Source organism: Brucella anthropi (assembly GCF_046630315.1).
Classification (GTDB): Bacteria; Pseudomonadota; Alphaproteobacteria; order Rhizobiales; family Rhizobiaceae; genus Brucella; species Brucella anthropi_A.
This window is the reverse complement of the sequence record NZ_LQBD01000008.1, coordinates 78,123-102,830: the sequence shown is the minus strand read 5'-3', so window position 1 is coordinate 102,830 and position 24,708 is coordinate 78,123. Positions and strand designations below refer to the sequence as shown.

Genomic DNA, 24,708 nt, shown 5'->3' with positions numbered 1-24,708 from the left:
GAAATCAGACGAACTTCAGGCCGACGATTTCGTAGGAACGCGAACCGCCCGGCGCATTGACCTCGATCGTGTCGCCTTCGCCCTTGCCGATCAGCGCGCGCGCAATCGGGGACGAGATGGAGATGCGGCCTTCCTTCACATCGGCTTCCTGATCGCCGACGATCTGGTAGATTTTTTCTTCTTCCGTGTCTTCATCGATCATGGTCACGGTGGCGCCGAACTTGATGCGGTCGCCCGACAGTTTGGAAACGTCGATAACCTCGGCGCGCGCAACCAGATCTTCCAGTTCGTTGATGCGGCCTTCATTCAGGCTCTGGGCCTCTTTCGCAGCGTGATATTCGGCGTTTTCCGACAGGTCGCCATGCGCGCGCGCTTCGGCGATCGCCTCGATAATCCGGGGGCGCTCCGATTGCTGACGCCAGCGCAGCTCTTCCTTGAGCTTTTCGAAACCGCCAGGGGTCATAGGGAATTTTTCCATACCCAGTCCTTTCTTTCGCCCGGTGCCCGCCTCTCCCCGAGGCCTTGCCCGCACCGGCAGTTTGATTTGCCCGCCTCACCTCGCGCAATGCTTGGATCGTGCGAGGCGCTTTTCGAAGACCGGCCAGCCTCCGACACACAAAAAGAAAACGGTCGCCGAAACATCCGTCTCGGAACCGTTCGAATAACCGTTCACAGAACTATAGCATTTCCGCCAATCATTTCACGCGGAAAAATATACGCCTGTCAACCCGTCCAGAACGGCGCCTATTTCGCCTTGACCGGCCAGCTCGCGGGCCACTGCTCCGGGCCGCCGGCATAATTGCCGTCGCAATCGCCCTTCGACCGCTCCTGCATCAGGACGAAACGCACCCGCCCCTCGCCGCTGTCGGCGGCTTTCCAGACATCGTAGATGCCGCAATCGCCAAGCCCTCGCCCCTTGAAGAAGGCCGTCAGCGTCCGGGTCTTCTGGCTCCAGTCGATGTTCCACGCCGTATCCGTCACCGTCGGCCCGTCATCGGAAATGGTCGGCAGGGAGAGCGGCACGATCCGGTTTTCATAGCGGCTGTAGAAGACATAGGGCTGGTTATAGGCGCCGGGCGCCCCGCATGGCAGGCCGATGAGATCGAGCCCCTCGGCAATCGTCGTCTCGAAACCGCCCGCATTGCGGAACGTATCGGGGCTGGCCCCACCGCACACCGCCGTTTCGTCGGAAAATTCCTTGCGGATTTGAGCGGGGATTGCCTCCACCGTCTCGATCAACGTGATCTGCGGCGGAACGGGCGCCGGTTTGCTGCCTTTCGCCTGCAAGGCCTCGACGGTCCCATCGCGCGATTGCTGTTCGTCGACATAGATCAGCCCGCCCACAAAACCGGAAAGCGAATAGGTCACGGTCTTTCCGGCGAATTTCAACTGGAGCTTCCGCCCGTTCTTCATCGCGTCCAGCGCCTTGGAAAGGTCGCCCGTGTAATCCAGCTGATTGTTTTCAGCTTTCAAGGCCGAGACATCGACATCAAGCATCGCTTGTCCGTCGATGGAAACCTCCAGCTTGCCGGTTTTCTGCGACGGATCGACATAGGAAAGCCGGAGAACCGGCTTCGATCCGGGCTGGCTGCTGCGAAAGATGCCCAACCCGATGCCGGGTTCCGGCGCGCCGTCGCTTGCTGCCGGCGCGAGGTTGAGCGTGCAGTTTTGCGCGAAATCGCACGAAACCCATATATCGCGAATTTTCTTGAAGGCAGCCTGCGATTCCGCACCCGCCAGCAGCAGCATCGCCGTGGCAAGCATTGTCGCCGCAATGGGCCTGCAATTCAAAGAGAGCATAAAAAACTCCGTAAGTATGAAATGGCTCCAATTATAACCGGACTATGCACGAATGTCGCAGAATCGGAAGTTCCCTTGCCGTCCGCCCATAATAATGCCTATAGCATGGCGACCGGAAAAGGCTGAAAAGCGTCCGGTTTCTCCTTCTGCTGTGACATATCCTGAAAAGTTCGAAACGAGGCAATGATGACGCGCGTACAGGCCAATATGCTGCTGCTTCTGGCAGGCGTCATCTGGGGCATGGGTTTCGTTGCCCAGTCGACGGCAATGGCCAGTATTGGCCCGTTCCTGTTCATCGGCATCCGCTCGGCGATTGCCGCGCTCACGGTGCTGCCATGGGCCATAGCCGAAGGACGCCGCGCGAAAGCCGGCCTCAACCGGCGGCACTATATCTTCTTCATGATTGTCGGGTTGAGCCTCTTCACCGGCCTTGCCCTCCAGCAGATCGGGCTTATCACCACATCCGTCACCAATGCCGGTTTTCTGACCGGACTCTATGTCGTGATGGTGCCCGTGCTTGGCGTCATCCTGTTTCGCACATGGCCGCACCCGGTCGTCTGGCCAAGTGCCGCGGCCTGTCTGGCAGGCATATTCCTGCTGTCCGGCGGCACGCTGACCGCACTCAGGCAGGGGGACTGGCTGGTCATTTGCGGCGCCGTCTTCTGGGCCTTGCAGGTGGTGCTGATCGGCAGGGCAAACCGCGCGGAACGCCCGATCACGCTAAGCTGCGTCCAGTTCGCGACCAGCGCCGCCGCCGGACTTGCCATCGCGTCCATGGTCGAGGACTTCAACTGGACCGCCATCGCGCTCACCTGGAAGGAAATCCTCTTCACCGGCGTCTTTTCCTCCGGTGTCGCCTTTACCCTGCAAGCCGTCGGGCAGCGCTACACCACCTCGGCGCAGGCCGCGATCTTCCTGTCGTCCGAAGCGCTTTTCGCGGCCCTTTTCGGCGCCATCTTCCTTGGCGACCGGCTGAGCTTCACCGGCTTTGTCGGCTGCGGGCTGCTCTTTGCCGCCATGCTGGCGGTCGAGCTCGTTCCCATGTTCTGGAAACGCAAGCCCGCGCTGGTGCCTGCCGAATAAAGCGCGTTGGAGCCTGATTCAAAAAGCGGCATGTGTGCGCGAAAATGGTGATTTTCGAGTACCGGAGCGGAGCGTACTTAAAGGTACGTGAGCACCGGAACACAGACAAATCGCCATTTGCAGCCACACAGGGCGACTTTTGGAACAGGCTCTCAGCCTTTGAAGATCAAAGCCGCACCCCCCGCTATCAGCGCAAAGCCCAGCAGATGGTGCCAGGTGAAGGCTTCCTTGAGATAGAAAACCGAAAACAGGCTGAAGATCACCAGCGTGATGACCTCCTGAATGGTTTTCAACTGTGCCGCCGAATAGACCTCGTGGCCGATGCGATTGGCCGGAACCGCGAGGCAATATTCGATCAGCGCGATACCCCAGCTGATGAAAATGACGGTGACGAGCGGCGTGCTGGTGAATTTCAGGTGCCCGTACCAGGCAAATGTCATGAAAACATTCGAGCCGACGAGAAGCAGGATCGGCAGGACGCTTGGCGAAATCAGTGCTGACATGGAAATGACTTCAGGGACCGGGAGGATGTTGTCTGCGGCATGGCCCGAAGCCGCAGCAAGGTGATAGAACAAAGGCGGCGTTTTGCCAATGCTGCCCTGATTGCGCCACAGCCCTTAACGCGGGCGCTGACTTTTCCTTTACGCTTGCGCGCTAATATTCACGGAACGCCATCGGTCTGGTCTCCTGAAGAAAAGGTATGGACATGAGTTCCGTGTTGTCCGCCGCCGCTCCAGTCAGCCGCCAGCGCTCCCGATTGCGCGGTCTGGCCGCGTCATTCTCCCTCCTCATGCTGGCCATCATCGCCGGCTGTTCCGGCGAGAGCGCCCCGCGCCCGCAGGCCAGCGTCGGTAATGCCGATGTGATGGTGCCCGATGCGCCGGTCGCAAGCGCGGCCCCGGTTAATGCCCCTGCCGCAGACATGCCCGTCATGCAGGAACCGCAGGAAGAGCGCGTCGTCGGGCTGGCGGAAGAAGAGGAAAACCACGTCGCGCAATCCACGCCGCAGAGCCAGCCGCGCTATTCCGGCGACTATGGCTTCACGGCCCCGATCCAGAATCCGGTAACGGCTGCGGAAAACATCTACACGATGTCCAATGCGGAAGCCGCCTGCCGCACGCGGCTGAAGCGGCTCGGCGTCGTGTTCAGGGAAAAGCCGCCCATCTATCGTAGCAGTTCCTGCCAGATCGCCAATCCCATCGAAGTATCCGGTTTCAACAGCGGGGCGATCGCCTTCAAGCCTGCGGCGACGCTGAACTGTCAGGTGACGGAGGCTTTTGCGCGCTGGATCAAGGGCGACCTGCAACCGGCCGCGCGGCTGCGTTATCTGTCCGGCGTGCGCACGATCCACAATGCCGGGGGCTATTCCTGCCGCACCATGAACAACCGCCGCGGCGCGAAAATGTCGGAACATTCACGCGGCAACGCCATCGACGTCACCAAAATCGTGCTGAACAACGGCAAGAACATCATGGTGCGCAAGCCGGGTTTCTTCGCCTTCCGCGAAAAGGGGCTGCTCAACAGCGTGCGCTCGGATGCGTGCGGCTATTTCACGACGGTTCTCGGCCCCGGCTACAATCCGGAACATGCCGACCATTTCCATTTCGACCTGATGCAGCGCCGCAGCGGCTACCGCGCCTGCAAATAAGCCCGGCGCAATGCCGGGCCCAATGCCGGTCTTGGCGGTGTTTCATTCTTCCGGCGGCACCGGCGTCGGCTTGCCGTCCGCATCCAGCGCGACCATGACGAATTCCGCATGGGTGACGAGGTCGCGCTTGTCGCTGAGATAGCGCTTTGCCCATGCCTCCACCCGCAGCGTGATGGAGGTGCGGCCCACCCGCGTGATATCCGTGTAGACGCAGAGCGTGTCACCGATCTTCACCGGCCGGGCGAAGGCCATTTCGCGCACCGCCGCCGTCACCGTGCGCCCCCTGGCGCGCTCGGCGGAACGGATGCCAGCGGCCATGTCCATCTGCGCCATCACCCAGCCGCCGAAAATATCGAAGGCTGAATTGGCGTCCTTGGGCATGGCGGAAACGCGAATGGGCAGCGTGCCCTTCGGCGCATTGTCAGTGTTCATCGAAGTCAGTCCTTAAGTGCTTGAGAGCCTGAATCAAAAAGCGACATATGTGTGCGAAAATGGTGATTTTCGAGTACCGGAGCGGAGTGTACTTGAGCAGTACATGAGCACCGGAACGCAGACAAATTGCCATTTGCAGCCACATAGGGCGCCTTTTGGAACAGGCTCTGAGAGAGTCGGCGCTTAATATGAGCCAAACCCGGCGCGAAGAAAAGTACCGCGCAAACCCCGAGAGCTGTTGAAGCGAAAGCCAGGCCGACGAGCATTGTAATAATTAATCATGAATTGAAATCGAAAGATCGTGATACTTATAAATAATGATAGTCATAATATAAGTAATTATGTGAATTATATTAGAGGAACGGTATATGAAACTATCGGCAAAATCTTCGATATTTACATTAGCACTTCTTGTTTCAGCGAATGCTTATGCATCATCGGCTATCGTCACCTCGACAGTTAATCTGCGCGTCGGTCCGGGAACACAGTATGGAACCATCGGCGCAATTCCGAATGGCGTCGGCATCACGGTGGCCGGCTGCACCAGCGGCTATGGCTGGTGTCAGGTCACTTATGGCGGCATGACCGGCTGGGCGGCATCGAGCTATATCGCCATTCAGACCGGCAATGGCTACACGACGAACGACAATTTCGGATCGACCGCCGCGGCGGTCGGCATACCGCTCATTGCCGGCATGGTCATCGGCTCGGCTATCGCCAACAGCGGACCCGGCTGGGGTCCGGGCTGGGGCCCCGGCCCATATCGCGGCTGGGGCGGCGGCCCCAATATCTACAGCGGCTGCATCGGGCGCAATTGCCAGTCGAACTGGGGGCCACCCCGTCCGCACTGGGTCGACAGGCCGGGCTGGCGCGACCATCCGGGTTATCACCCCAATTTCGGCCCCAACTTCGGTCACGGCTTTGGGCGCGGCTTCGGTCCGGGACCGCGCATGCGGCTCGGCGGCAGGCTGTAAGCCGCACCATGCTCCTGACAGCCTTCTGTCAGGAGCATCGCCGGATCATGAAAGGGTGTGGAGGATTTCGTCCCCGCGCTCTTTTCATTTGGACGCTGAAATTCCATATTGGAAGCATGTCGCGGAAAAGTGGAAACCGGTTTTCCGCTTAAGACATGCGGTAACAATATAGGGTCATGGCTTCCTCAAAAGACAAACACTCTCGGGATTCGCGCAACAAGGCTGGCGGTTTCGGCGAAACGCCGCATTCAGACGGTTTCGGCGAAACGCCTCAGGCCGGGTTTTCCGGCGCCCCCCTATCCGGATCTATTGCCGATTGGGCGAAGGAGATCGGCGACGAGGCGGCGAAACCGCGTGCGAAAAATCCCAAACAACCCAAAAAGATTCCCGAGCGCAGCAAGGAAGCCTCGCGCACGGGGCGCGGCACGTCGATGGGCGGCGCGGCCTCGGCGAAGGAACGCGCGGCGGCTGGCCTCAATCCCGTTGCGGGTCTCGATATCAGCCTGGAAGACGCCACCGGCCTCAATGCCTCCGGCGCGACAGCAACGGTTCAGGCCCTGTCGGACCTGATTGCTTCCGGCAATCCGCTGTTCAAGAATGGCGAATTGTGGACGCCGCACCGCCCGGCCCGCCCGGAAAAATCCGAAGGCGGCATCGCCATCGAGATGGAAACCGGTTTCGAGCCGTCCGGTGACCAGCCGACGGCCATTCGCGATCTGGTGGAAGGGCTGGAGAACAACGACCGCACGCAGGTCCTGCTCGGCGTCACCGGCTCCGGCAAGACCTTCACTATGGCGCAGGTCATCCAGCGGACGCAGCGCCCTGCCCTGATTCTTGCGCCCAACAAAACCTTGGCCGCGCAGCTTTACGGCGAGTTCAAGAGCTTCTTTCCGAACAATGCCGTCGAATATTTCGTTTCCTACTACGATTATTACCAGCCGGAAGCCTATGTGCCGCGCTCGGACACCTATATCGAGAAGGAATCCTCCATCAACGAGCAGATCGACCGGATGCGTCACTCGGCCACCCGCGCACTGCTTGAACGCGACGATGTGATCATCGTCGCCTCGGTATCGTGCATCTACGGTATCGGATCGGTGGAAACCTATACGGCCATGACCTTCGAAATGAAGATCGGCGACCGGCTCGACCAGCGCCAGCTTCTCGCCGATCTCGTGGCCCAGCAATACAAGCGGCAGGACATCAATTTCGTGCGCGGTTCCTTCCGCGTGCGCGGCGACACGATCGAATTGTTCCCGGCCCACCTTGAGGACCGCGCCTGGCGCATTTCGCTGTTCGGCGACGAGATCGAGACCATAACCGAATTCGACCCGCTGACCGGCCAGAAGACCGGCGACCTGAAATCGGTAAAGATCTACGCGAATTCGCACTATGTCACGCCGCGCCCGACGCTCAATCAGGCGATCAAGTCGATCAAGGAGGAGCTGAAGCACCGGCTTGACGAACTGACCCGCGCCGGTCGCCTGCTGGAAGCGCAGCGCCTCGACCAGCGCACGACATTCGACCTTGAAATGCTGGAGGCAACCGGCTCCTGCGCGGGCATTGAAAACTATTCGCGCTATCTGACCGGGCGCAATCCCGGCGAGCCGCCGCCGACCTTGTTTGAATATATCCCCGACAATGCGCTGGTTTTCATCGACGAAAGCCATGTCACGGTGCCGCAGATCGGCGGCATGTATCGCGGCGACTTCCGCCGCAAGGCGACGCTTGCCGAATATGGTTTTCGCCTGCCGTCCTGCATGGACAACCGCCCGCTCCGTTTCGAGGAATGGGACGCCATGCGCCCGCAGACCATTGCCGTTTCGGCAACGCCGGGCGGCTGGGAAATGGAAGAAGCGGGCGGCGTGTTCGCAGAACAGGTCATCCGCCCGACCGGACTGATCGATCCGCCAGTCGAAATCCGCCCTGCCAAGACGCAGGTGGACGACGTGCTCGGCGAAATCCGCGATACGGCGGCAAAAGGCTACCGCACGCTGGTCACGGTGCTGACCAAGCGCATGGCGGAAGACCTGACGGAATATCTGCACGAACAGGGCGTGCGCGTGCGCTACATGCACTCGGATATCGACACGCTGGAGCGTATCGAGATCATCCGCGACCTGCGGCTTGGCGCTTTCGACGTGCTGGTCGGCATCAATCTTCTGCGCGAAGGCCTGGACATTCCCGAATGCGGCTTCGTCGCCATTCTGGATGCCGACAAGGAAGGCTTCCTGCGTTCGGAAACCTCGCTGATCCAGACCATCGGCCGCGCGGCGCGCAATGTCGACGGCAAGGTCATTCTCTACGCCGACAATATCACCGGCTCGATGCAGCGCGCGATGGACGAGACCGCGCGCCGCCGTGAAAAGCAGGTTGCCTATAATGAAGAACATGGCATCACGCCTGCCTCGGTGAAGAAGAATATCTCGGATATTCTCGGCTCGGTCTACGAGCGCGACCATGTGCGCGCGGATATTTCTGGCTTCGCGGAAGAAGGCGCGATGATGGGCAACAATCTTGCCGCCCATCTGGAGCATCTGGAAAAGCAGATGCGCGACGCGGCTGCCGATCTGGACTTCGAAAAGGCGGCGCGGCTGCGCGACGAGATCAAGCGCCTGCGCGAGACGGAATTGGCCATTGCCGACGACCCGCTGGCGCGCGAGTTCGAGGCGGGCGACACGGGTGCGGGACGCAACAAGGGCAAACCGTCCGGCAATTCGCGTTTCCGCAAGCCGACACTGGATGAAATGGGACTGGGCACGGACATGGCAAAGCCGCTGTTCCGCAAGAACACGCTGGACGAGATGACGGTCAAGCGGACGGAGGTGCCGGCAAGCGGGAACGACGCGGCGATCCGCCGTGAGCGCACAGGCATCGGGTCTTACGAAGACCCGGCCGAAACGGCGCGCAAGAAGCGCCGCCCCGGCAAGACAGGCCGTCCGGGGCGGTGAGAAACTTCTTCATTTCGCCCGGCATCCCAACCTAGTGGCACTGCCCGCCATTCATGATGCGATAGCCTGCGCGGTCGGCTTCGCAGCGATTGGGGAACGTGCGCCTGTCATTGCCGCGCCGCGCGCAAACCGGCATATATTCCCGCGTGCAGGCGCCAGCGCCCGGCCTGCCGGGCCGGTTGCCCTGATGCGGCGGATACATTCCGCCCGCGCCGCCCCATCCCGGACCCGGCCTCGACCCGCATTGGCCGTTTGCAATGATGCGATAGCCTGCCGCTCGTGCCTGACACGAATTGCCGAAAGTCTTGCGCGAAGAGCCGCGCATGGCGCAGACAGGCGCATAATTCATCGGGCATATTTGCGGTTGCGATGGGCCGGGGCGCAACGGCGGGCGATGGTCGCTCCCGCCTTCCGCAACGCAACCGGCAAGAAGCAGCGCGCCCGCAAGCACGGCCAGACGTCTGAATCGATGGAATTGCATGTTCCTCTCCCTTTGTCCCGACCATCAACATGGCGCAGCCTTCACCAGGGGCAAGCCCTATCGCAAAAGTGCAAAACCTCGCGAACCATATCGACAAGCCGCCCATATGCTTTACCTTGACGATCGATGGGGGAGCAGAACAGGCAGCATGAAAAATTACCGGCACAACATTGCGGTTATCCTGGCTTCGCAGCTTTTCAGCCTGCCTTTCGGCGTCGCCTCGTCTCATGCGGCCAGCGAACCGAACCCGCCGGTCTATGCGCCGCCCCTGCCGTCCGAAAAGAAGACGCCGACCGTCGGCCGCATCTGCCAGCTCATCGGCGCCAATGCCGATGCCCACGGCATTCCGCGCGATTTCTTCGCCCGGCTGATCTGGAAGGAAAGCCGTTTCGACCACAATGCCGTCAGCCCTGTCGGCGCCAGGGGCATCGCGCAATTCATGCCCTATACGGCGAAGGAGCGCGGCCTTGCCGACCCCTTCGACATCGAACAGGCGATTCCCGCATCCGCAAGTTTCCTGCGCGACCTGAAAGGCGCTTTCGGCAATTGGGGGCTTGCAGCAGCCGCCTATAATGCAGGAGCCGGGCGCGTTTCGAACTGGATGCGGTCCGGCGGCTTCCTGCCGCTCGAAACGGAAGATTATGTCCTCGACATTACCGGCGCGCCCGCCGACGATTTTGCTGCCGGCAAGGAGATCGTGAACCGCCCGCTGGACCCAAAACTCGCATTCGACGAGGCGTGCAAGCGCCTGCCCGTCATCCGCAGCGCCACCATTCCCATGTCGCGCGTGAAGCCGAAACCCTGGGGCATACAGGTCGCAGGCAATTTTCGCCGCAGCGCCGCCGTCAGCCAGTGGAGCCGCCTGCGCAAGCAGTTCAGCGCCGTGCTTGCCGGCCACGACCCCGTCATCAGCCGGATACGCACGCCGATCGGTCGCCGCGGCATCTATGCCGTGCGCATCGGCGCCGACAGCCGCGGGGAGGCCGATGGCATTTGTGCACGGTTGCGCGCCGCCGGCGGCGCATGCATAGTTTCGCGCAATCGATAGTTTCAGAAAGTCTTGCAGGAGTATTTTTCTGATATATTAGCGCCAGCCTGTCTATTTTGAAAATGTGCAGACGATTTTCTAGAAACAATCGTAAAAATTTCTGACGATACCGGTTCAAAGATAACCAATCATATGCTCCCCAAAGAATTTGCTTGCCAAATACCGCGTCATAGATCAGTCTCCACCTGTTCGGGCATTTAGCGAACAAATGGAAGACTGGAAGAACGGCGTGCCGGGGCCGCTATAAGTTCCGGGTCGAAGGCTCCCCTTCGGCAATGATCGGTTCCTTCCCAATGTCGAGAACTGCCTGCATAACCCTCTGCCGGGTGTGTGGTGCGCTTGGCAGAATTTATAATACCACCGTCTCCGATTGAGCGGTGGCGCCAAGGAAAAGGAACGGATCCCATGGCACAGACCGGACAGGTCAAATTCTTCAATACCGAAAAAGGCTTCGGTTTCATCAAGCCGGACGATGGTGGCGCGGACATCTTCGTACATATCTCTGCTGTACAGGCTTCTGGCCTCACGGGCCTCGCAGACAATCAGAAGGTTTCCTATGAGACGGAACCGGATCGTCGCGGCAAGGGCCCGAAGGCCGTGAACATCACCGTTACCGGCTGATTGTTCATAAATGAACCTATTGCTTGCCCCGGCTTCAGCCGGGGTTTTTTATTGCCTGCAAGACTGCCCCGGCACGTTTCAACGCCGGTGGCCATGGGCGAACCAGCGCGCCATCAGGCGCGAAATATTACAGATACTGCCTGTAATTGACCGGCAACCGGCAGGTTTTCACCGCCCTTCACCATTGTTCAGCCTCCATTCATGTCAAAAGCATTAATCAGTTATTTATAAATGATACGCCCTGCCCGTCTGGCACCCCCCCTACTGGCAAACGTATCGGAAGAATTGCAGTCAAGCTTCTGAAGGAGCGAACAATGAACCGATTTGCAAAAATGGCCATCCTGGCAGCCGCGTCCCTCGCGGCAGTTGCGGCCCCGCTGGCGACGGCATCGGCAGATTCCTGGGGCCGCCGTGGTTGGGATCGTGGTTGGGATCGTGGTTGGGATCGTGGCGGCTGGGACCGTCCTTATTATCGCCACCGCCACCGGAGCAATGGCGACGCGGTCGCCGCGGGCGTGATCGGCCTTGCCGCAGGCGCCCTGATCGGCAGCGCGCTGAGCCAGCCGCGGACGACCTACGTGCAGCCCGCGCCTGTCTATGCACCGCCTCCGCCGCCGCCGGCCTATTATCCGGCCCCTCCGGCCCGCAGCGTAACCTATCGGGTCGGTTATGAACCATGGAGCCGCGGCTGGTATCAGTACTGCGCCAACCGTTACCGGTCGTTCAACCCCAATACCGGCACCTATCGCGGTTATGACGGGCGCGACCATTTCTGCTCGGCCAACTGAGACGGAACAAGTGAGTAAAAAGCCGCCATTTGAGCATTTCCAGCAAAAGTGCGAAGCAGTTTTGCGTCGGATAATGCGGCTAGAAATAACAAGAACGGTCACCCTGATTTCAGGGTGACCGTTCTTGTTGGCGGCTTTTTGTCATGCATATCCCGTATCGTTTAAAAAGGGATTGGAACGGCGCTCATCGCCAAACCGACTGCCGGGGCCGTGCCCGCAGATAAAGCCGATATCATCGCCAAGCGGCAGCAGCTTTTCCTTGATGGAGCGAATCAGCGCCGCATGGTCGCCGCCCGGCAGGTCGGTGCGCCCCACGGAACCGTTGAAAAGCACGTCGCCGACAATGGCAAAGCGCGCCTCCGGGCTGAAGAACACGACATGGCCCGGCGCGTGGCCCGGCGTATGGAAGACATCGAATGCGTGCCCGGCAACGGAAACCGTGTCGCCTTCCTCCAGCCAGCGATCCGGCGTGACATTGCGCACGCCTTCGGTGATGCCATATTTCCGGCCCGCCGCTTCCAGATTGTCGAGCAGGAATTTGTCGTCCCTGTGCGGCCCGATGATCTCCACCCCCAGCGCTTCCTTGAGATCGAGCGCGGCGGCGGCATGATCGATATGGCCATGGGTGATCCAGATGGCCTCGACGTCTATCCCCTCGGATTCGATGGCTTCCCTGATGCGCGCAAGATCGCCGCCGGGGTCGATCACGACCCCCTTTTTGGTTTCACCGTCGAACAGAATGGTGCAATTCTGCTGAAAAGGCGTGACGGGAACGATAATGGCCTGCAATTGCCCCATATTCTGGACTCCACTCGGTATACGGCTTTCCATTTACACATAATGGCCAGCCGTGTCCGCGTGAAGGCTTTGCCAAATAAAAAGCGGACGGCGAATGGCCGTCCGCTTTTTCCCTCTCCGACAATTCGTCGGGCCGATCGTCCCCACAATCGGGCATATAATCGAAACATCTTCCGAAAAGCGGACCCGCTTACCGGTCTTTTTTCGCCTCCGCAGGAAGCATCGCCTTAAAAAAGGCCAGGCTCCGGCTGCGTCAGGCCTTGGCGGCCATCGAGTTCTTGATCAGGCCGACAATAGCCGTCAGCACGATACCGCCAACACCGCCGCCCGCCAACTGGCCGACAACGCCATTGAGCACGGAATCCATGCCGCCGCCGGACAGCATTGGAAGGAGCTGACCGAGGATGACACCACCGATGCCACCTGCCACCGTGTTGCCGGCCGCGCCGAGACTGAGGTTCTTCACGGCACCTGCGATATTGCCACCAACTGCGCCAGCGACAAGCTGGAGAATGATAGGTAGTAGAGATTCCATAATCATCACTCCATCTGAGTTCTAAACCGGAATGACGTGTATCCGGTGTAAAAAATCTTGGACCGAAACTTTCCAATGTCAAACAATAAGCGACAGCATCATGGAAAAATCGCTCAAATGGTACTCTTTTTCTGTTTAAAACCCAAGATCAACATTCACTAAATTAATAAACATGCTTATTTTCCCGGCAGACCATGCTGTGAAAGGGGCCAGGAAAGGCACCGGAAAGGTTTTCCCGGCACGGCCTTTCCCGCCTTTCAGTCGTCGGGCGGTTATTCCGCTGCTGCCCGCCGGGGATGAACTTCCGCGACATAATCATTCATCAGAACATCTGTGATTTCGGAAGGCTTGAACCGGTATTGACCGATCTCGGAGACCGGCGTGACTTCGGCTGCCGTGCCGCACAGGAAGCATTCGGAGAAACCGGCCAGTTCTTCCGGCATGATTGTCCGCTCGATCACCGCGATGCCGCGGCGCCCGGCAAGATCGATGACCGTGCGGCGCGTAATGCCGTCGAGGAAGCAGTCGGGCTTTGGCGTGTGCAGCGCGCCATCCTTCACGAAGAACACATTGGCGCCGGTCGCTTCGGCCACCTGCCCGCGCCAGTCGAGCATCAAGGCATCGGCATAGCCCTTGGCTTCGGCGGCATGTTTGGAGATCGTGCAGATCATATAGAGCCCGGCAGCCTTCGCGCGCCATGGCGCGGTGCACGGGTCCGGGCGGCGATATTCGGCGAAATCGAGCCGGATGCCCTTCATCTTTTCCTCGGGCGAGAAATAGCTCGGCCACTGCCAGATGGCGATGGCCAGATGGATGCGGTTGTTCTGCGCCGAAATGCCGAGCGAATCTGATCCGCGCCAGGCAATCGGGCGCACATAGGCGTCGTCAAAACCCTGCTTCTTGAGAAGTTCGCGGCAGGCATCGTTGATTTCAGCACCACTGAAGGGAATCTCGAAGCCGAGAATGCGCGCGGATTGGCGCAGGCGTTCGGTATGTTCATCAAGCTTGAATATCTCGCCGCCATAGGCGCGCTCGCCTTCATAAACGGCGCTCGCATAGTGCAGCCCATGGGTCAGCACGTGAACTTTCGCCTCTTTCCAGTCGACGAATTCTCCGTCCAGCCAGATAAATCCGTCGCGTTGATCGAATGGAATCGCAGCCATTTTATTGCTCCTGAATATTGCGCGGCACTGTCTCGCAACCGGTTTCCGGCCCGGCAAACGCCCCCTCGGCCCGTCTTCCCCAGCTAAATCGACGGATCAGGGCAAAGGGCACCCTTTTTCCCACGTAATCGCTGGCCTTTTTGTCCAGAATGCTTTGATGTCACGCAAACATATTGCGCAAATCCCAGGCGGAGCATGCATGGAAAGACGATAATCCCCCCGCGGACGAAACATTGCGGCAGCCCGATCCCCTCCACCGCATTTTCAAACGGCGGCAGGCGCCCGGCCAACGCAATTATTCCCCCTCCCGGCATGTATCAGCGCAAACATTATTCCAAAAAGACCGCTTCACGCTTGTCGAAAATTATCTGGGCGATTGAATTATGTCAACAATGCTGACATATTTAACGCGACAGAATGGAGCATCGATGTGAATTCGACCAACGATATGAATTATATTCGCAATCCGTTGACGGCCGAGGAGGCTGCCGATCTCAACGTCATTGAGCTTTTGTTCTTTTCCTATCGCGACTTCACCGCCGACCCCGATCTTATCCTGGAAAAGATCGGCTTCGGGCGGGCGCATCACCGTGTTCTCTATTTCATCAACCGCAAGCCGGGCATGACGGTGGCCGAGCTTCTGGACGTGCTGCGGATCACCAAGCAGAGCCTGTCGCGCGTGCTCAAGCAGTTGATCGACACCGGCCATGTCGTTCAGGCGACCGGCCTGCACGACCGCCGCCACCGCAAGCTTTATCCGACCGAGAGCGGACGCCAGCTCACGCTTGCCCTCGCCCTTCCCCAGTCGCGGCGCATCGCGCGCGCGCTGGAGGATTGCGCGCCGCAGGACCGGCAGGTGATCGAGCGCTTTCTTTACAATATGGTCAATCCCGAACGGCGGGCGCAGATCGATGAATTTTCCGCCGAAGACCCCGCCGCCCGTCAGGTTTGAATCGGATTGTTACGCCAGGTAGCAGTAAGTGCTTGTATAAAAACAAACCGTTTCAGCCAGTGAATGGACGCGCCGCATTCCAGTGGGTAATATGCCCGGCGACGCATGTTGCATCCTGGAGCATTTCCAGCAAAGGCGCAAAGCGGTTTTGCGTAAGGAAAATGTGACAAAACAAAGAGTTAGAGCAGTTCTGGTGATTCTGTTAAAATAGAACCCGCTCTAACATATTGAAAGCACGATGCTGCAATCGAACTGGAACGGAATGGGATCGAAAGAGGCCATGGCTGCAGAAGAAGAAAAGACGCTCTCGGATGACGCGCCGCATCTCCTCGTCGTAGACGACGATACGCGCATCCGCAGCCTTCTCTCACAATATCTGACCAATAGCGGTTTTCGCGTCACGATGGCTGGAAGTGCCGCCGAAGCGCGCCGCAAGCTGGAAGGCATCGATTTCGACCTTCTGATCCTCGACGTGATGATGCCGGGCGAAACCGGCGTTTCGCTGACGCGCTCCCTGCGCGAGCAGAAGAATGTGCCAATCCTCATGCTCACGGCCCTGTCGGAAACCGACAGCCGCATCGACGGCCTGTCCGCCGGGGCGGACGATTATCTGCCCAAGCCGTTCGATCCGCGCGAGCTGACCTTGCGCATCAACAATATCCTGCGGCGCGGTGCGCCGCCCGCGCAGCCGAAGATCGAGCAGATCGTGTTCGGGCCCTACACATTCTTCATTCCGCGCCGCGAATTGAAGAAGGGAACCGAGACGATCAAGCTCACCGACCGCGAGCAGGACATCATGGCGATCTTCGCCGAGCGTGCCGGCGAAACGATCCCCCGCCACGAACTGACGGGCCAGGACGGCGATGTCGGCGAACGCACGATCGACGTGCAGATCAACCGCCTGCGCCGCAAGATCGAGCATGACCCGGCCAATCCGGTCTGGCTCCAGACCGTGCGCGGCATCGGCTACAAGCTCAGCATCGAATAGCAGGGCGGCGGCAATCACAACCATCGCGATCAGAAAATGGTGTTTTCCCAAAAGGCGTCGCGGCGTGTACAAAAGGCATAGCCGCAATGTTGTTCATGGAAAGCGCAGCCGCGCGGACTTAAAGCGCGTCGCACCTTATCGTATTCGTATGACACGCTTTAAGCTTTTGTTTTCATGCATGTCTTTTATCCCTAAACCGGTTCCCACTTTCGGGAGACATGCATTAGGGACGTTTTAACACGATGAGATCGCCCTTGAGAAAATTCTTCCGCTGGTTGGCGCGCACCATGCCGAAGGGGCTCTATGCGCGGTCGCTCATCATCATCATCGCCCCGATGGTCCTGCTCCAGTCCGTGATCGCCTATGTGTTCATGGAGCGCCACTGGCAGATGGTGACGGAACGGCTTTCCACGGCGGTGGTGCGCGACATTGCGGCGATCATCGATATTCTCGAAACCTATCCGCAGGAACCGGGCTACGACAATCTCATCCGCATCGCGCAGCAGCGGCTGGCGCTCAACATTTCCATCCTGCCGCCCGATCCGCTGCCGCCGCCGGGGCCAAAGCCCTTTTTCGCCATTCTCGACTACTTCCTGAGCGAAGAAATCACCCGCCAGATCAACCGTCCGTTCTGGGTGGATACGGTGGGCGATTCCGATCTCATCGAAATCCGCATCAAGCTTGAGGACAAGGTGTTGCGCGTCTTTGCCCGGCGCAGCCAGGCCTATGCGTCCAATACGGGCATCTTCCTGACATGGATGGTGGGCACCGCGCTTGTTCTGCTGATTATCGCCATCGCCTTCCTGCGCAACCAGATCAAGCCGATCCAGCAGCTTGCCGAAGCGGCGGAAAGTTTCGGCAAGGGGCGCCCCATGCCGGAAGGTTTTCACCCGCGCGGCGCGGAGGAAGTGCGCCGTGCCGGCATTGCCTTCATCCAGATGCGCTCGCGCATCGAGCGCCAGATCGAGCAGCGCACCGCCATGCTGTCCGGCGTCAGCCACGACCTGCGCACCATTCTGACCCGCTTCAAGCTGCAACTGGCTCTCGCAGGACACTCCATCGACACCGAGCCGCTCAATCAGGACATCGCCGACATGCAGACGATGCTGGAAGGCTATCTCGCCTTTGCGCGCGGCGAAGGCGCGGAGGAAACGGCAAGCTTCGACGTCACCCGGCTTTGCGAAAAGCTGGAACACGAAGCGCGCCTGCGCGAACGCGGCTTCAAATATCATATCGAAGGCGACAGCGAGGTCCATGTGCGGCCGAACGCCTTCTCGCGCCTGGTCAGCAATCTGGTTTCAAACGCCTTCCGTCATGCGCAAAATGTGGAGCTTTCGATCTTGCATAACGATGGCTGGCTCAACGTCATCGTGGATGATGACGGGCCGGGCATTCCCGAAGACCGCCGTGAAGATGTCTTCAAGCCTTTCGTGCGGCTGGACGAGGCGCGCACGCAGGATTCCGGCGGCACCGGCGGACTTGGGCTTGCCATTGCCCGCGACATCGCGCGCAGCCATGGCGGCGATATTGCGCTGGAAAACGCCCCGATAGGGGGCCTGCGCGCCATCATCCACATTCCGGCTTGAGGCACATTTCGGCGCTGTTCCTTTCCCTCGCGCTTCGAGAGGGCGGAGGGGAAAGTAATGGCTTTGTTTGAAATTTCACACGCTCAGTAAAGCTTGCCGCCGTTCGGCACCGGCTTATCGATTGCCGCGAGAACCACTTCGCCGTTTTCGTCCGGCATGCCGAGCGTCAGCACTTCCGACATGAAGGGGCCGATCTGGCGCGGCGGAAAATTCACCACGGCCATGACCTGTTTGCCGATGAGCTGCTCCGGCGTGTAGTGTCTGGTGATCTGGGCCGACGACTTCTTGATGCCGATCTTTTCGCCGAAATCGATCTTGAGCTTGAAGGCGGGCTTGCGCGCTTCGGGAAATGGCACGGCTTCCACGATGGTTCCGCTGCGGATATCGACCTTTTCGAAATCCGCCCAGGTGATGGTGGTTGCTTCGCTCATTGTTTTACTCCCCCGCCTCGCAGAAAACCCGGCGCGGGCGCCGGGCCAAATTCAGCTGATATAGACGCTCAGGCTCGACCGACAGTCTCGAACACCACACTCTCCAGCGCCTCGCGCGCCGAAACGCCCGACCAGACCACAAACTGGAAGGCCTGGAAATAGGCTTCGCAGGCTTCCAGCGCCGCCGACAGCAGCACTTCCACCTGTCGGCTCGTCGGTTCCGCCCCGCCTGCCAGCAGCAGCGACTGGCGATACATGATCGCGCCTTCCTGCTGCCAGAGGTCGAAATGGCCCATCAAAAGCTTTTCATTGATGAGCGACAGCAGGCGCATCACTTCGTTCACACGCGGCTCGGCCACCTTGATGTCGAATGCGCAGGCCAGATGCAGTGCCTCGAAATCCTCCATCCAGGAAAACGAGACGTGATAGTCAGTCCAGTTGCCCGCAACCGAGATTGCGATTTCGTCGTCGCCAGTCCGCTCGAACGTCCAGTCGTTTGAATGCGCGACCTGTTCGATCACATCCACCGGATGCGCCTCACGTGCGAATTCAAGCTCAAGAAGGCTCATGTCCGTTTCCTGTTCTGCGAAACATCTGCCCCCAGATGCTTCCAAATTCCCGGCGCGCAAGTCATTGCTCGCCCGTGCCGTCACCGCGCAAGAACAAGCGCAGGAAAACAGGCACGAATTGATCGGTCGAGGAACCGGCACGCCCAACGGCATGCAAGCGCCCCAATGGCACACGCACATACGCAACTGATACTGGAAAGCAGCCTGAAAGACGCGAAACCTGACACACAGCCCCTCGCCGCCGCCTACATGACCGCGTTACGAATCATGTAGTGTTTTCAGTCTATTGATGCTGAATCTGAACGCCAGCCCCTTTTCCAAAAAGAGGCATGAAAGCATGTGGAAATATAAGGGGGGCTGGCCGCGACCCTTGCCTTAAGCGACTCTAAGACAAGGGTTTTTGCCACTTGCGGCCTGTTAATAAATAATCAGGAATTATCTTTGGATTTTGCCGAACCGGAAGTGGATTTCGCCGTTTTGGCGCTGGAATCAACGTCGAATTTGGCAAGACGCGCTTCGAGAGCTTCGATTCTTGCCAGCAAGGCGCTGTTTTCGGCCCGCGCCTTGATCGCCATTTCGCGAACGGCTTCGAAGTCTTCGCGCTGCACCACGTCGAGCGTGTTCAGCACGCGCTCCCCTTGCGAACGCAATGCCGTTTCCACTTCGCGGCGCACGCCCTGCGCGGCGCCCGCCGCATCCGTCACAAGCTTGGCGAGTTCATCGAGAACCCGGTTCTGTCCGCTGGTCATGGCTGTCTTCCCTGTTTCCGCATGAAGCTGTTGAAAAAGCTGTATTTGAAATAAGCCTGCCGCGATCACGATGCAAGCGCGAGCCTGTAATCGTGATTAATCCCGACCCGGCTTGACCGCAAAAGCTTCGTCCAGCATGTTCCGTCACAAAACGGAGTGATTTCATGATTGAGACGTTGCTGCCCGCATCGGCGCTCGCCTTTCCCAATATCGACCCGGTGATCTTCCGGGTCGGGCCGCTGGCGGTGCACTGGTACGGCCTTGGCTATGTCGTCGGCATCATGTTTGCCTGGTGGTACGGCAAGAAGCTTTTGCGCAGCCACCGCCTTTGGGCCCACAACCAGCCGCCGATGGCGCCGGAAGCGCTTGACGATTTCGTGATCTGGGCGGCGCTCGGCGTCGTGCTCGGCGGGCGCATCGGCTATGTGCTCTTCTATAATCTTTCCTATTATATCGCGAACCCGATGGCCATTCCGGCGGTGTGGGATGGCGGCATGTCGTTTCACGGCGGCATTTTGGGCACCACGCTCGCCATGATCCTGTTTGCCCGCTCGCGCGGGATCAGTATCTGGAGCATGTTCGACACGGTTGCCGCCGGCGTGCCCGTCGGGCTTGGCGTGGTGCGTGTTGCCAATTTCATCAATTCGGAACTCTGGGGCCGGGTCAGCGACGTGCCATGGGCGGTCTATTTCCCCAATGGCGGCCCGCTGCCGCGCCATCCGAGCCAGCTTTATGAAGCCTTTCTTGAAGGGTTTGTGCTTTTCTTCGTGCTGTTCCTGCTGGTCTGGGTCGGACGCAAGCTCAAGCAGCCGGGCTTTGTGGGAGGCGCCTTCATCGCCGGTTACGGATTGAGCCGCATCGCGGTGGAATTCTTCCGCGAGCCGGATGCCCAGTTGGGCTATCTCTTCGGCGGATGGCTCACCATGGGCATGGTGCTTTCCGTGCCGATGGTGCTGCTCGGCCTGTGGGCCATGTGGCGGGCAAACCGGGCAGCCGCCAGGGATGCCTGACCTCCCGCTGAAAGACCGGCTGAAACGCCTGATCGCCGCCACCGGGCCGATCAGCGTGGCCGATTACATGGCAGCCTGCCTCGGCGACCGCGAGGCGGGCTATTATACGACGCGCGAGCCTTTCGGGCGCGCGGGCGATTTCATCACCGCGCCGGAAGTGAGCCAGATGTTCGGCGAACTGATCGGCATCTGGTGCGTCGGCGCATGGGATGCGCTTGGACGCCCGGACACGGTCACACTGTGCGAAATCGGCCCCGGTCGCGGCACGCTGATGAGCGACATGCTGCGCACCGTCGGCAGGCTTGCCCCGCAAATGCTGGGCCATACGCGGATTGCCATGGTGGAAACCAGCCCGCGCCTTGTTGAAAGGCAGAAGGAAAAACTCTCCGATGCGGGCGCGAAGATCGACTGGTTTGAACGCTTTGCCGACATTCCCGCCGATGGACCGCTGATCCTTGTGACCAATGAACTGTTCGACGCGATCCCGTTCCGGCAATTCGTCAAGGTGGGTGGCCGCTTTGTCGAACGGATGATCGCGCTTGACGAACAGGGCGCGTTCCAGTTCGTCAGCGGCGCGGGCGGCATCGATCCGGCGCTTTTGCCCGATGACCATGCGCAGGCCCCGGAAGGCGCGATCTTTGAAGCCGCCCCGGCGCGCACGGCCTTGATGCAGGAGATCGCCAGCCGCATCGCGGCGGCGCGGGGAGCCGCGCTCAACATCGATTACGGCCACCTGGAATCCGGTTTCGGCGACACGCTGCAAGCCATGCTGAAACACGCCTACGATGATGTATTCGCCAATCCGGGCAAGGCCGATCTCACCAGCCATGTCGATTTCGATATTCTGAAACAGGCCGCAACAGCCTGCGGCTGCAAGACCGGAACCATGACGCAGGGCGAGTTTCTGCTCGCAATGGGCCTGATTGATCGCGCCGGGCGGCTCGGCGCGGGCAAGGATGCGGCATTTCAGGAAAAAATCCGGCAGGATGTCGAAAGACTGGCCGCACCCGATCAGATGGGAACCTTGTTCAAGGTTCTCGCATTGAGTGACCGGCAGACACGTCTTTATCCTTTCGAGCCAGTCTGAAGCCTGAATGAAAAAGCTTTTGACAAGCCGTCCGAGCTCCCCCACCATCCCGTCATTTACAATGAGATTGCCATGACCGACACCCCGCAACCGCTCCGCTCGCCTCTCCTTGAAAAACCCGTGGGACAGAACGGGAAGCGGATTGCGCATGGCTTTTTCACGCGCAAGGGCGGCGTTTCCGATGGCATCTACAGGGGCCTGAATGTCGGCATCGGATCGAACGACGCACCGGAAAAGGTGGCCGAGAATCGCCGCCGCGTGGCGGAAAGCCTTGGCGTTGCGCCCGGTCATCTCATGACCGTGCATCAGGTCCACTCGCCCGATGTCGTCCACGTTACCGAACCGCTCGGCATGCCGCGCCCCAAGGCCGATGCCATGGTGACCAATGTTCCCGGCATCGCGCTTGGCGCGCTTTCCGCCGATTGCGGCCCGGTGCTTTTTGCCGATCATCAGGCGGGCGTCATCGGCTCTGCCCATGCCGGATGGCGGGGCGCTTTTGGCGGCGTGCTGGAAAACACCATCGAAGCCATGATCGGGCTCGGCGCAAGGCGCGAGAATATCGTCGCTGTTCTGGGCCCCACCATCGGGCCGGAAAATTATGAAGTCGGACCGGAATTCCATGCCGAATTTATCGGCAGGGACCCGAAGTACACGGCCTATTTCCGGCCTTCAAAAAAGCCGGAACATCATCTGTTCGATCTGTGGACGTTCATCACCGACCGTCTGACGAAGGCTGGCGTACAGGCCGGATCCTTACGCCAATGCACCTATGCCGATGAGGAACAGTTTTATTCCTACCGGCGCGCCACCCATCGCAACGAGCCCGATTACGGGCGTCAGATTGCGGCGATCGCCATCAAAAAAGACATCGCTGTCAAAGAAGACTAGGAGAACCGCATGGCCCTTCACTTCGAGCCGGAAGAATTCGCCGCCCGTCGCGACCGTCTGATCTTGAAGATGGAGGAGGAGAAGCTGGATGCGCTGCTGCTGTTCGCACAGGAGAGCATGTATTGGCTGACCGGCTATGACACGTTCGGCTTCTGCTTCTTCCAGTGCCTTGTGGTGAAGGCCGACGGGTCGATGGTGCTGATGACGCGCTCCGCCGATCTACGGCAGGCGCGCCACACCTCGAACATCGAGAACATCGTCGTGTGGACCGACCGCGACAATGCCAATCCGGCCGCCGACCTGCGCAACATCCTGACGGAGCTTGACCTGCTCGGCAGCAGGATCGGGATCGAATACCAGACCCATGGCCTGACGGGCGCGAACGCCCGCAAGCTCGATGAACAGTTGCAGAGCTTTGCCAAGCTTTACGATGCGTCCGGCATGGTGGACCGGCTGCGCCTTCTCAAAAGCCCTGCCGAAATCGCCTATGCCAGGCGCGCCGCGCAACTGAGCGACGACGCGCTCGATGCGGCGATCAAGCTGACCAAAGGCGGGGCCAGCGAAGCCGATATTCTGGCCGCGATGATGAGCGCCAATTTTGCCGGCGACGGCGATTATCCGGCGAACGAATATATCATCGGCTCGGGCGACGACGCCCTGCTCTGCCGCTACAAGTCCGGCAGGCGCAAGCTCGACGGGAACGACCAGCTCACGCTCGAATGGTCCGGCGTTTTCCGCCATTACCATGCGCCGATGATGCGCACGCTGATCGTGGGCAAGCCGACCCCGCATCATCTGGAGCTTTATGCCGCCGCGCGCGAGGCGCTGGAAGCAGTCGAAGCGGCGATGACGCCCGCCTCGACATTCGGCGACGTGTTCGACGCCCATGCGCGGACCATGGAAGCCCACGGCCTCACCCGCCACCGGCTCAATGCCTGCGGCTATTCGGTCGGCGCGCGCTTCACGCCATCATGGATGGACCCGCAGATGTTCTATGCCGGCAACCCGGAAACCATCCAGCCGGACATGACGCTTTTCGCGCATATGATCATCACCGATTCCGACACGCAGACCGCAATGACGCTTGGCCGGACATATCTCACGACAAATGGCGCGGCGGAGCCATTATCCCGCCATTCTCTTGATATGATTGTCAAATGAGGCGCAATCAGCGATAAAGCGCAGATTGGGAAAGATCGATAGACATTTCGAACTGAAAATGCCCGACCGCAGAAAACCTGCGCCTTCAGGAGCATGAAGCCGAACATGAACAAGGCACGTCTTTCAATGACGCTGTTGCTTGCCGGAGCGCTGACCAGCCTGCTCGCCGCCTGCAACAGCACGGAATCCGCTCTGAACGTACAAGGCAGCCAGCAGGCAGCCAGTCAAGCGGCCGCCACAGCCCCCGCCGCTCCGGCTGCCACCACCACGCCAGCCACCGCGGCAGCGGCACCGCAGCGCAGCGCGGCGCTGAAGCCCGGCAAGCTGCATATCGCGCCCATCGTCGGCGCGCCGGTCAATGTGGTGACGCCGCTCACCCATCGCATGAATGATGACGCCAGGGCGAAAGGCGTCGAGCTTGCAGGCAATAATGACCCAAGCGCCACCTATATCATGAAGGGGTATTTCTCGGTTCTTTCGGAAGACAACCAGACGACTGTTCTCTATGTCTGGGACGTGCTGGATGCCTCCGGCAACCGTCTCCATCGCATACAGGGACAGGAAAAGGTTCAAGGTGCCGCCGCAGACTCATGGAGCGTCGTCCCGGCTTCCGCCATGCAGGCAATCGCCGACCGGACCATGCAGGAATATTCCACCTGGCTTGCGGCAAATCGCGCATAGAAACTTGCTTTGTCAGCAAAAGACTGAAATCTTTTGCTGAATCTGTTCCGCCTATTGTGGGAAAGGCGCAAAACCGGGCTTTTTACAGCAATTGTGTTCCGTCGGGCCTTGCAATAACTGTGACTCTTTGCAATAGCCCCGGCATCCGAAAGAACCTTGCAAGCTGCTGTACTTGATCCCGTCAGACAAGTACGCAGCTTTAAAATTTTCGAGATTGTCCGCTCCGGCGGACTTTTGCGACAACCAGACTGCAAACCGCGACCGCATCGGCGTCAGAGGCAAAA

The 24,708-nt window shown here is 59.6% G+C and carries 26 protein-coding genes and 1 pseudogene; 15 read left to right on the top strand and 12 right to left on the bottom strand.

Translation table 11 applies throughout. From position 1 onward, the window contains the following. Positions 1 to 4: 4 nt before the first annotated feature. Positions 5 to 478 (bottom strand): transcription elongation factor GreA, encoded by a 474-nt coding sequence (greA, locus tag AVM02_RS06205; RefSeq protein WP_006467294.1) that lies wholly within the window; start codon positions 476 to 478, stop codon positions 5 to 7. Positions 479 to 744: 266 nt separating this feature from the next. Then, entirely contained in the window at positions 745 to 1,800 is a 1,056-nt protein-coding gene (locus AVM02_RS06200; protein ID WP_411506104.1) for a DUF1176 domain-containing protein, read from the bottom strand. 186 nt (positions 1,801 to 1,986) lie between these two features. On the opposite strand from AVM02_RS06200, the gene AVM02_RS06195 reads away from it, so the two are divergent. Further along, positions 1,987 to 2,883, top strand: a complete 897-nt coding sequence (locus tag AVM02_RS06195) for a DMT family transporter (RefSeq protein ID WP_411506134.1) — start codon at positions 1,987 to 1,989, stop codon at positions 2,881 to 2,883. 152 nt (positions 2,884 to 3,035) lie between these two features. Here AVM02_RS06195 and AVM02_RS06190 read toward each other — a convergent pair whose 3' ends face one another. Continuing rightward, on the bottom strand, positions 3,036 to 3,386 hold the full coding sequence (locus AVM02_RS06190) for a DMT family protein (protein WP_411506103.1): 351 nt from the start codon (positions 3,384 to 3,386) through the stop codon (positions 3,036 to 3,038). 203 nt (positions 3,387 to 3,589) lie between these two features. Here AVM02_RS06190 and AVM02_RS06185 point away from each other — a divergent pair, with 203 nt between their 5' ends. Then, positions 3,590 to 4,531 carry an extensin family protein gene (locus AVM02_RS06185; protein ID WP_411506102.1) on the top strand — a complete coding sequence of 314 codons (942 nt, stop codon included), beginning with the start codon at positions 3,590 to 3,592 and terminating at the stop codon, positions 4,529 to 4,531. A gap of 42 nt (positions 4,532 to 4,573) precedes the next feature. Here the strand turns inward: AVM02_RS06185 and AVM02_RS06180 are convergent, their stop codons facing one another. Together AVM02_RS06180 and AVM02_RS06175 are read right to left on the bottom strand one after the other, a co-directional pair. Further along, positions 4,574 to 4,963 (bottom strand): acyl-CoA thioesterase, encoded by a 390-nt coding sequence (locus tag AVM02_RS06180; protein ID WP_411506101.1) that lies wholly within the window; start codon positions 4,961 to 4,963, stop codon positions 4,574 to 4,576. A gap of 19 nt (positions 4,964 to 4,982) precedes the next feature. Beyond that, positions 4,983 to 5,096 (bottom strand): annotated as a pseudogene (locus AVM02_RS06175) (flagellar basal body P-ring protein FlgI); the annotation flags it as partial. A gap of 235 nt (positions 5,097 to 5,331) precedes the next feature. Between AVM02_RS06175 and AVM02_RS06170 the strand changes: the two are divergent. Both AVM02_RS06170 and uvrB read left to right on the top strand, forming a co-directional pair. After that, on the top strand, positions 5,332 to 5,937 hold the full coding sequence (locus AVM02_RS06170; protein WP_411506100.1) for an SH3 domain-containing protein: 606 nt from the start codon (positions 5,332 to 5,334) through the stop codon (positions 5,935 to 5,937). Positions 5,938 to 6,113: 176 nt separating this feature from the next. Beyond that, positions 6,114 to 8,888, top strand: coding sequence for an excinuclease ABC subunit UvrB (uvrB, locus tag AVM02_RS06165; protein WP_411506099.1), 2,775 nt, complete (start codon positions 6,114 to 6,116; stop codon positions 8,886 to 8,888). Positions 8,889 to 8,919: 31 nt separating this feature from the next. On the opposite strand, the gene AVM02_RS06160 is transcribed toward uvrB, so the two are convergent. After that, positions 8,920 to 9,369 (bottom strand): Kazal-type serine protease inhibitor family protein, encoded by a 450-nt coding sequence (locus AVM02_RS06160; protein WP_411506098.1) that lies wholly within the window; start codon positions 9,367 to 9,369, stop codon positions 8,920 to 8,922. Between the two features lie 148 nt (positions 9,370 to 9,517). Between AVM02_RS06160 and AVM02_RS06155 the strand changes: the two genes are divergently transcribed. The 3 genes from AVM02_RS06155 to AVM02_RS06145 all read left to right on the top strand — a co-directional run bounded on the left by AVM02_RS06155 (position 9,518) and on the right by AVM02_RS06145 (position 11,826). After that, complete coding sequence (locus AVM02_RS06155) at positions 9,518 to 10,417, top strand: transglycosylase SLT domain-containing protein (RefSeq protein ID WP_411506097.1); 900 nt, start codon at positions 9,518 to 9,520, stop codon at positions 10,415 to 10,417. Between the two features lie 405 nt (positions 10,418 to 10,822). Beyond that, on the top strand, positions 10,823 to 11,038 hold the full coding sequence (locus AVM02_RS06150; protein WP_006471910.1) for a cold-shock protein: 216 nt from the start codon (positions 10,823 to 10,825) through the stop codon (positions 11,036 to 11,038). A 314-nt stretch (positions 11,039 to 11,352) separates the two neighbouring features. After that, positions 11,353 to 11,826: a BA14K family protein gene (locus AVM02_RS06145; protein ID WP_411506096.1), complete on the top strand. Its 474-nt coding sequence runs from the start codon at positions 11,353 to 11,355 to the stop codon at positions 11,824 to 11,826. Positions 11,827 to 11,967: 141 nt separating this feature from the next. On the opposite strand, the gene AVM02_RS06140 is transcribed toward AVM02_RS06145, so the two are convergent. The 3 genes from AVM02_RS06140 to AVM02_RS06130 form a co-directional block, all read right to left on the bottom strand. Beyond that, positions 11,968 to 12,624, bottom strand: a complete 657-nt coding sequence (locus AVM02_RS06140; RefSeq protein WP_411506095.1) for an MBL fold metallo-hydrolase — start codon at positions 12,622 to 12,624, stop codon at positions 11,968 to 11,970. Between the two features lie 253 nt (positions 12,625 to 12,877). Then, entirely contained in the window at positions 12,878 to 13,159 is a 282-nt protein-coding gene (locus tag AVM02_RS06135) for a hypothetical protein (protein WP_411506094.1), read from the bottom strand. A gap of 272 nt (positions 13,160 to 13,431) precedes the next feature. Beyond that, positions 13,432 to 14,322, bottom strand: a complete 891-nt coding sequence (locus AVM02_RS06130) for a branched-chain amino acid aminotransferase (protein WP_411506093.1) — start codon at positions 14,320 to 14,322, stop codon at positions 13,432 to 13,434. A 430-nt stretch (positions 14,323 to 14,752) separates the two neighbouring features. Here AVM02_RS06130 and AVM02_RS06125 point away from each other — a divergent pair, with 430 nt between their 5' ends. From AVM02_RS06125 to AVM02_RS06115, 3 genes are all read left to right on the top strand, one after another. After that, positions 14,753 to 15,274 (top strand): MarR family winged helix-turn-helix transcriptional regulator, encoded by a 522-nt coding sequence (locus AVM02_RS06125; protein ID WP_411506092.1) that lies wholly within the window; start codon positions 14,753 to 14,755, stop codon positions 15,272 to 15,274. Between the two features lie 280 nt (positions 15,275 to 15,554). Beyond that, complete coding sequence (locus AVM02_RS06120) at positions 15,555 to 16,262, top strand: response regulator (protein WP_411506091.1); 708 nt, start codon at positions 15,555 to 15,557, stop codon at positions 16,260 to 16,262. Between the two features lie 242 nt (positions 16,263 to 16,504). Continuing rightward, complete coding sequence (locus AVM02_RS06115) at positions 16,505 to 17,848, top strand: ATP-binding protein (protein ID WP_411506090.1); 1,344 nt, start codon at positions 16,505 to 16,507, stop codon at positions 17,846 to 17,848. An 83-nt stretch (positions 17,849 to 17,931) separates the two neighbouring features. Here the strand turns inward: AVM02_RS06115 and AVM02_RS06110 are convergent, their stop codons facing one another. The 3 genes from AVM02_RS06110 to AVM02_RS06100 form a co-directional block, all read right to left on the bottom strand. Continuing rightward, complete coding sequence (locus AVM02_RS06110; RefSeq protein WP_411506089.1) at positions 17,932 to 18,279, bottom strand: tRNA-binding protein; 348 nt, start codon at positions 18,277 to 18,279, stop codon at positions 17,932 to 17,934. 68 nt (positions 18,280 to 18,347) lie between these two features. After that, positions 18,348 to 18,848, bottom strand: coding sequence for a YbjN domain-containing protein (locus AVM02_RS06105; RefSeq protein ID WP_411506088.1), 501 nt, complete (start codon positions 18,846 to 18,848; stop codon positions 18,348 to 18,350). 428 nt (positions 18,849 to 19,276) lie between these two features. Further along, positions 19,277 to 19,597 carry an accessory factor UbiK family protein gene (locus tag AVM02_RS06100; protein ID WP_411506087.1) on the bottom strand — a complete coding sequence of 107 codons (321 nt, stop codon included), beginning with the start codon at positions 19,595 to 19,597 and terminating at the stop codon, positions 19,277 to 19,279. A gap of 164 nt (positions 19,598 to 19,761) precedes the next feature. Here AVM02_RS06100 and lgt point away from each other — a divergent pair, with 164 nt between their 5' ends. From lgt to AVM02_RS06075, 5 genes are all read left to right on the top strand, one after another. After that, positions 19,762 to 20,607, top strand: a complete 846-nt coding sequence (lgt, locus tag AVM02_RS06095; protein ID WP_411506086.1) for a prolipoprotein diacylglyceryl transferase — start codon at positions 19,762 to 19,764, stop codon at positions 20,605 to 20,607. Continuing rightward, positions 20,600 to 21,694, top strand: coding sequence for a class I SAM-dependent methyltransferase (locus AVM02_RS06090; RefSeq protein ID WP_411506085.1), 1,095 nt, complete (start codon positions 20,600 to 20,602; stop codon positions 21,692 to 21,694). Before lgt ends, AVM02_RS06090 begins: the two co-directional genes overlap by 8 nt. A 72-nt stretch (positions 21,695 to 21,766) precedes the next feature. Beyond that, a complete protein-coding gene (pgeF, locus tag AVM02_RS06085; protein WP_411506084.1) occupies positions 21,767 to 22,582 on the top strand; it encodes a peptidoglycan editing factor PgeF in 816 nt (271 codons plus the stop codon). A 9-nt stretch (positions 22,583 to 22,591) separates the two neighbouring features. Further along, positions 22,592 to 23,743, top strand: coding sequence for a M24 family metallopeptidase (locus AVM02_RS06080; RefSeq protein ID WP_411506083.1), 1,152 nt, complete (start codon positions 22,592 to 22,594; stop codon positions 23,741 to 23,743). 93 nt (positions 23,744 to 23,836) lie between these two features. Next, positions 23,837 to 24,424 (top strand): hypothetical protein, encoded by a 588-nt coding sequence (locus AVM02_RS06075; protein ID WP_411506082.1) that lies wholly within the window; start codon positions 23,837 to 23,839, stop codon positions 24,422 to 24,424. Positions 24,425 to 24,708: the final 284 nt, after the last annotated feature.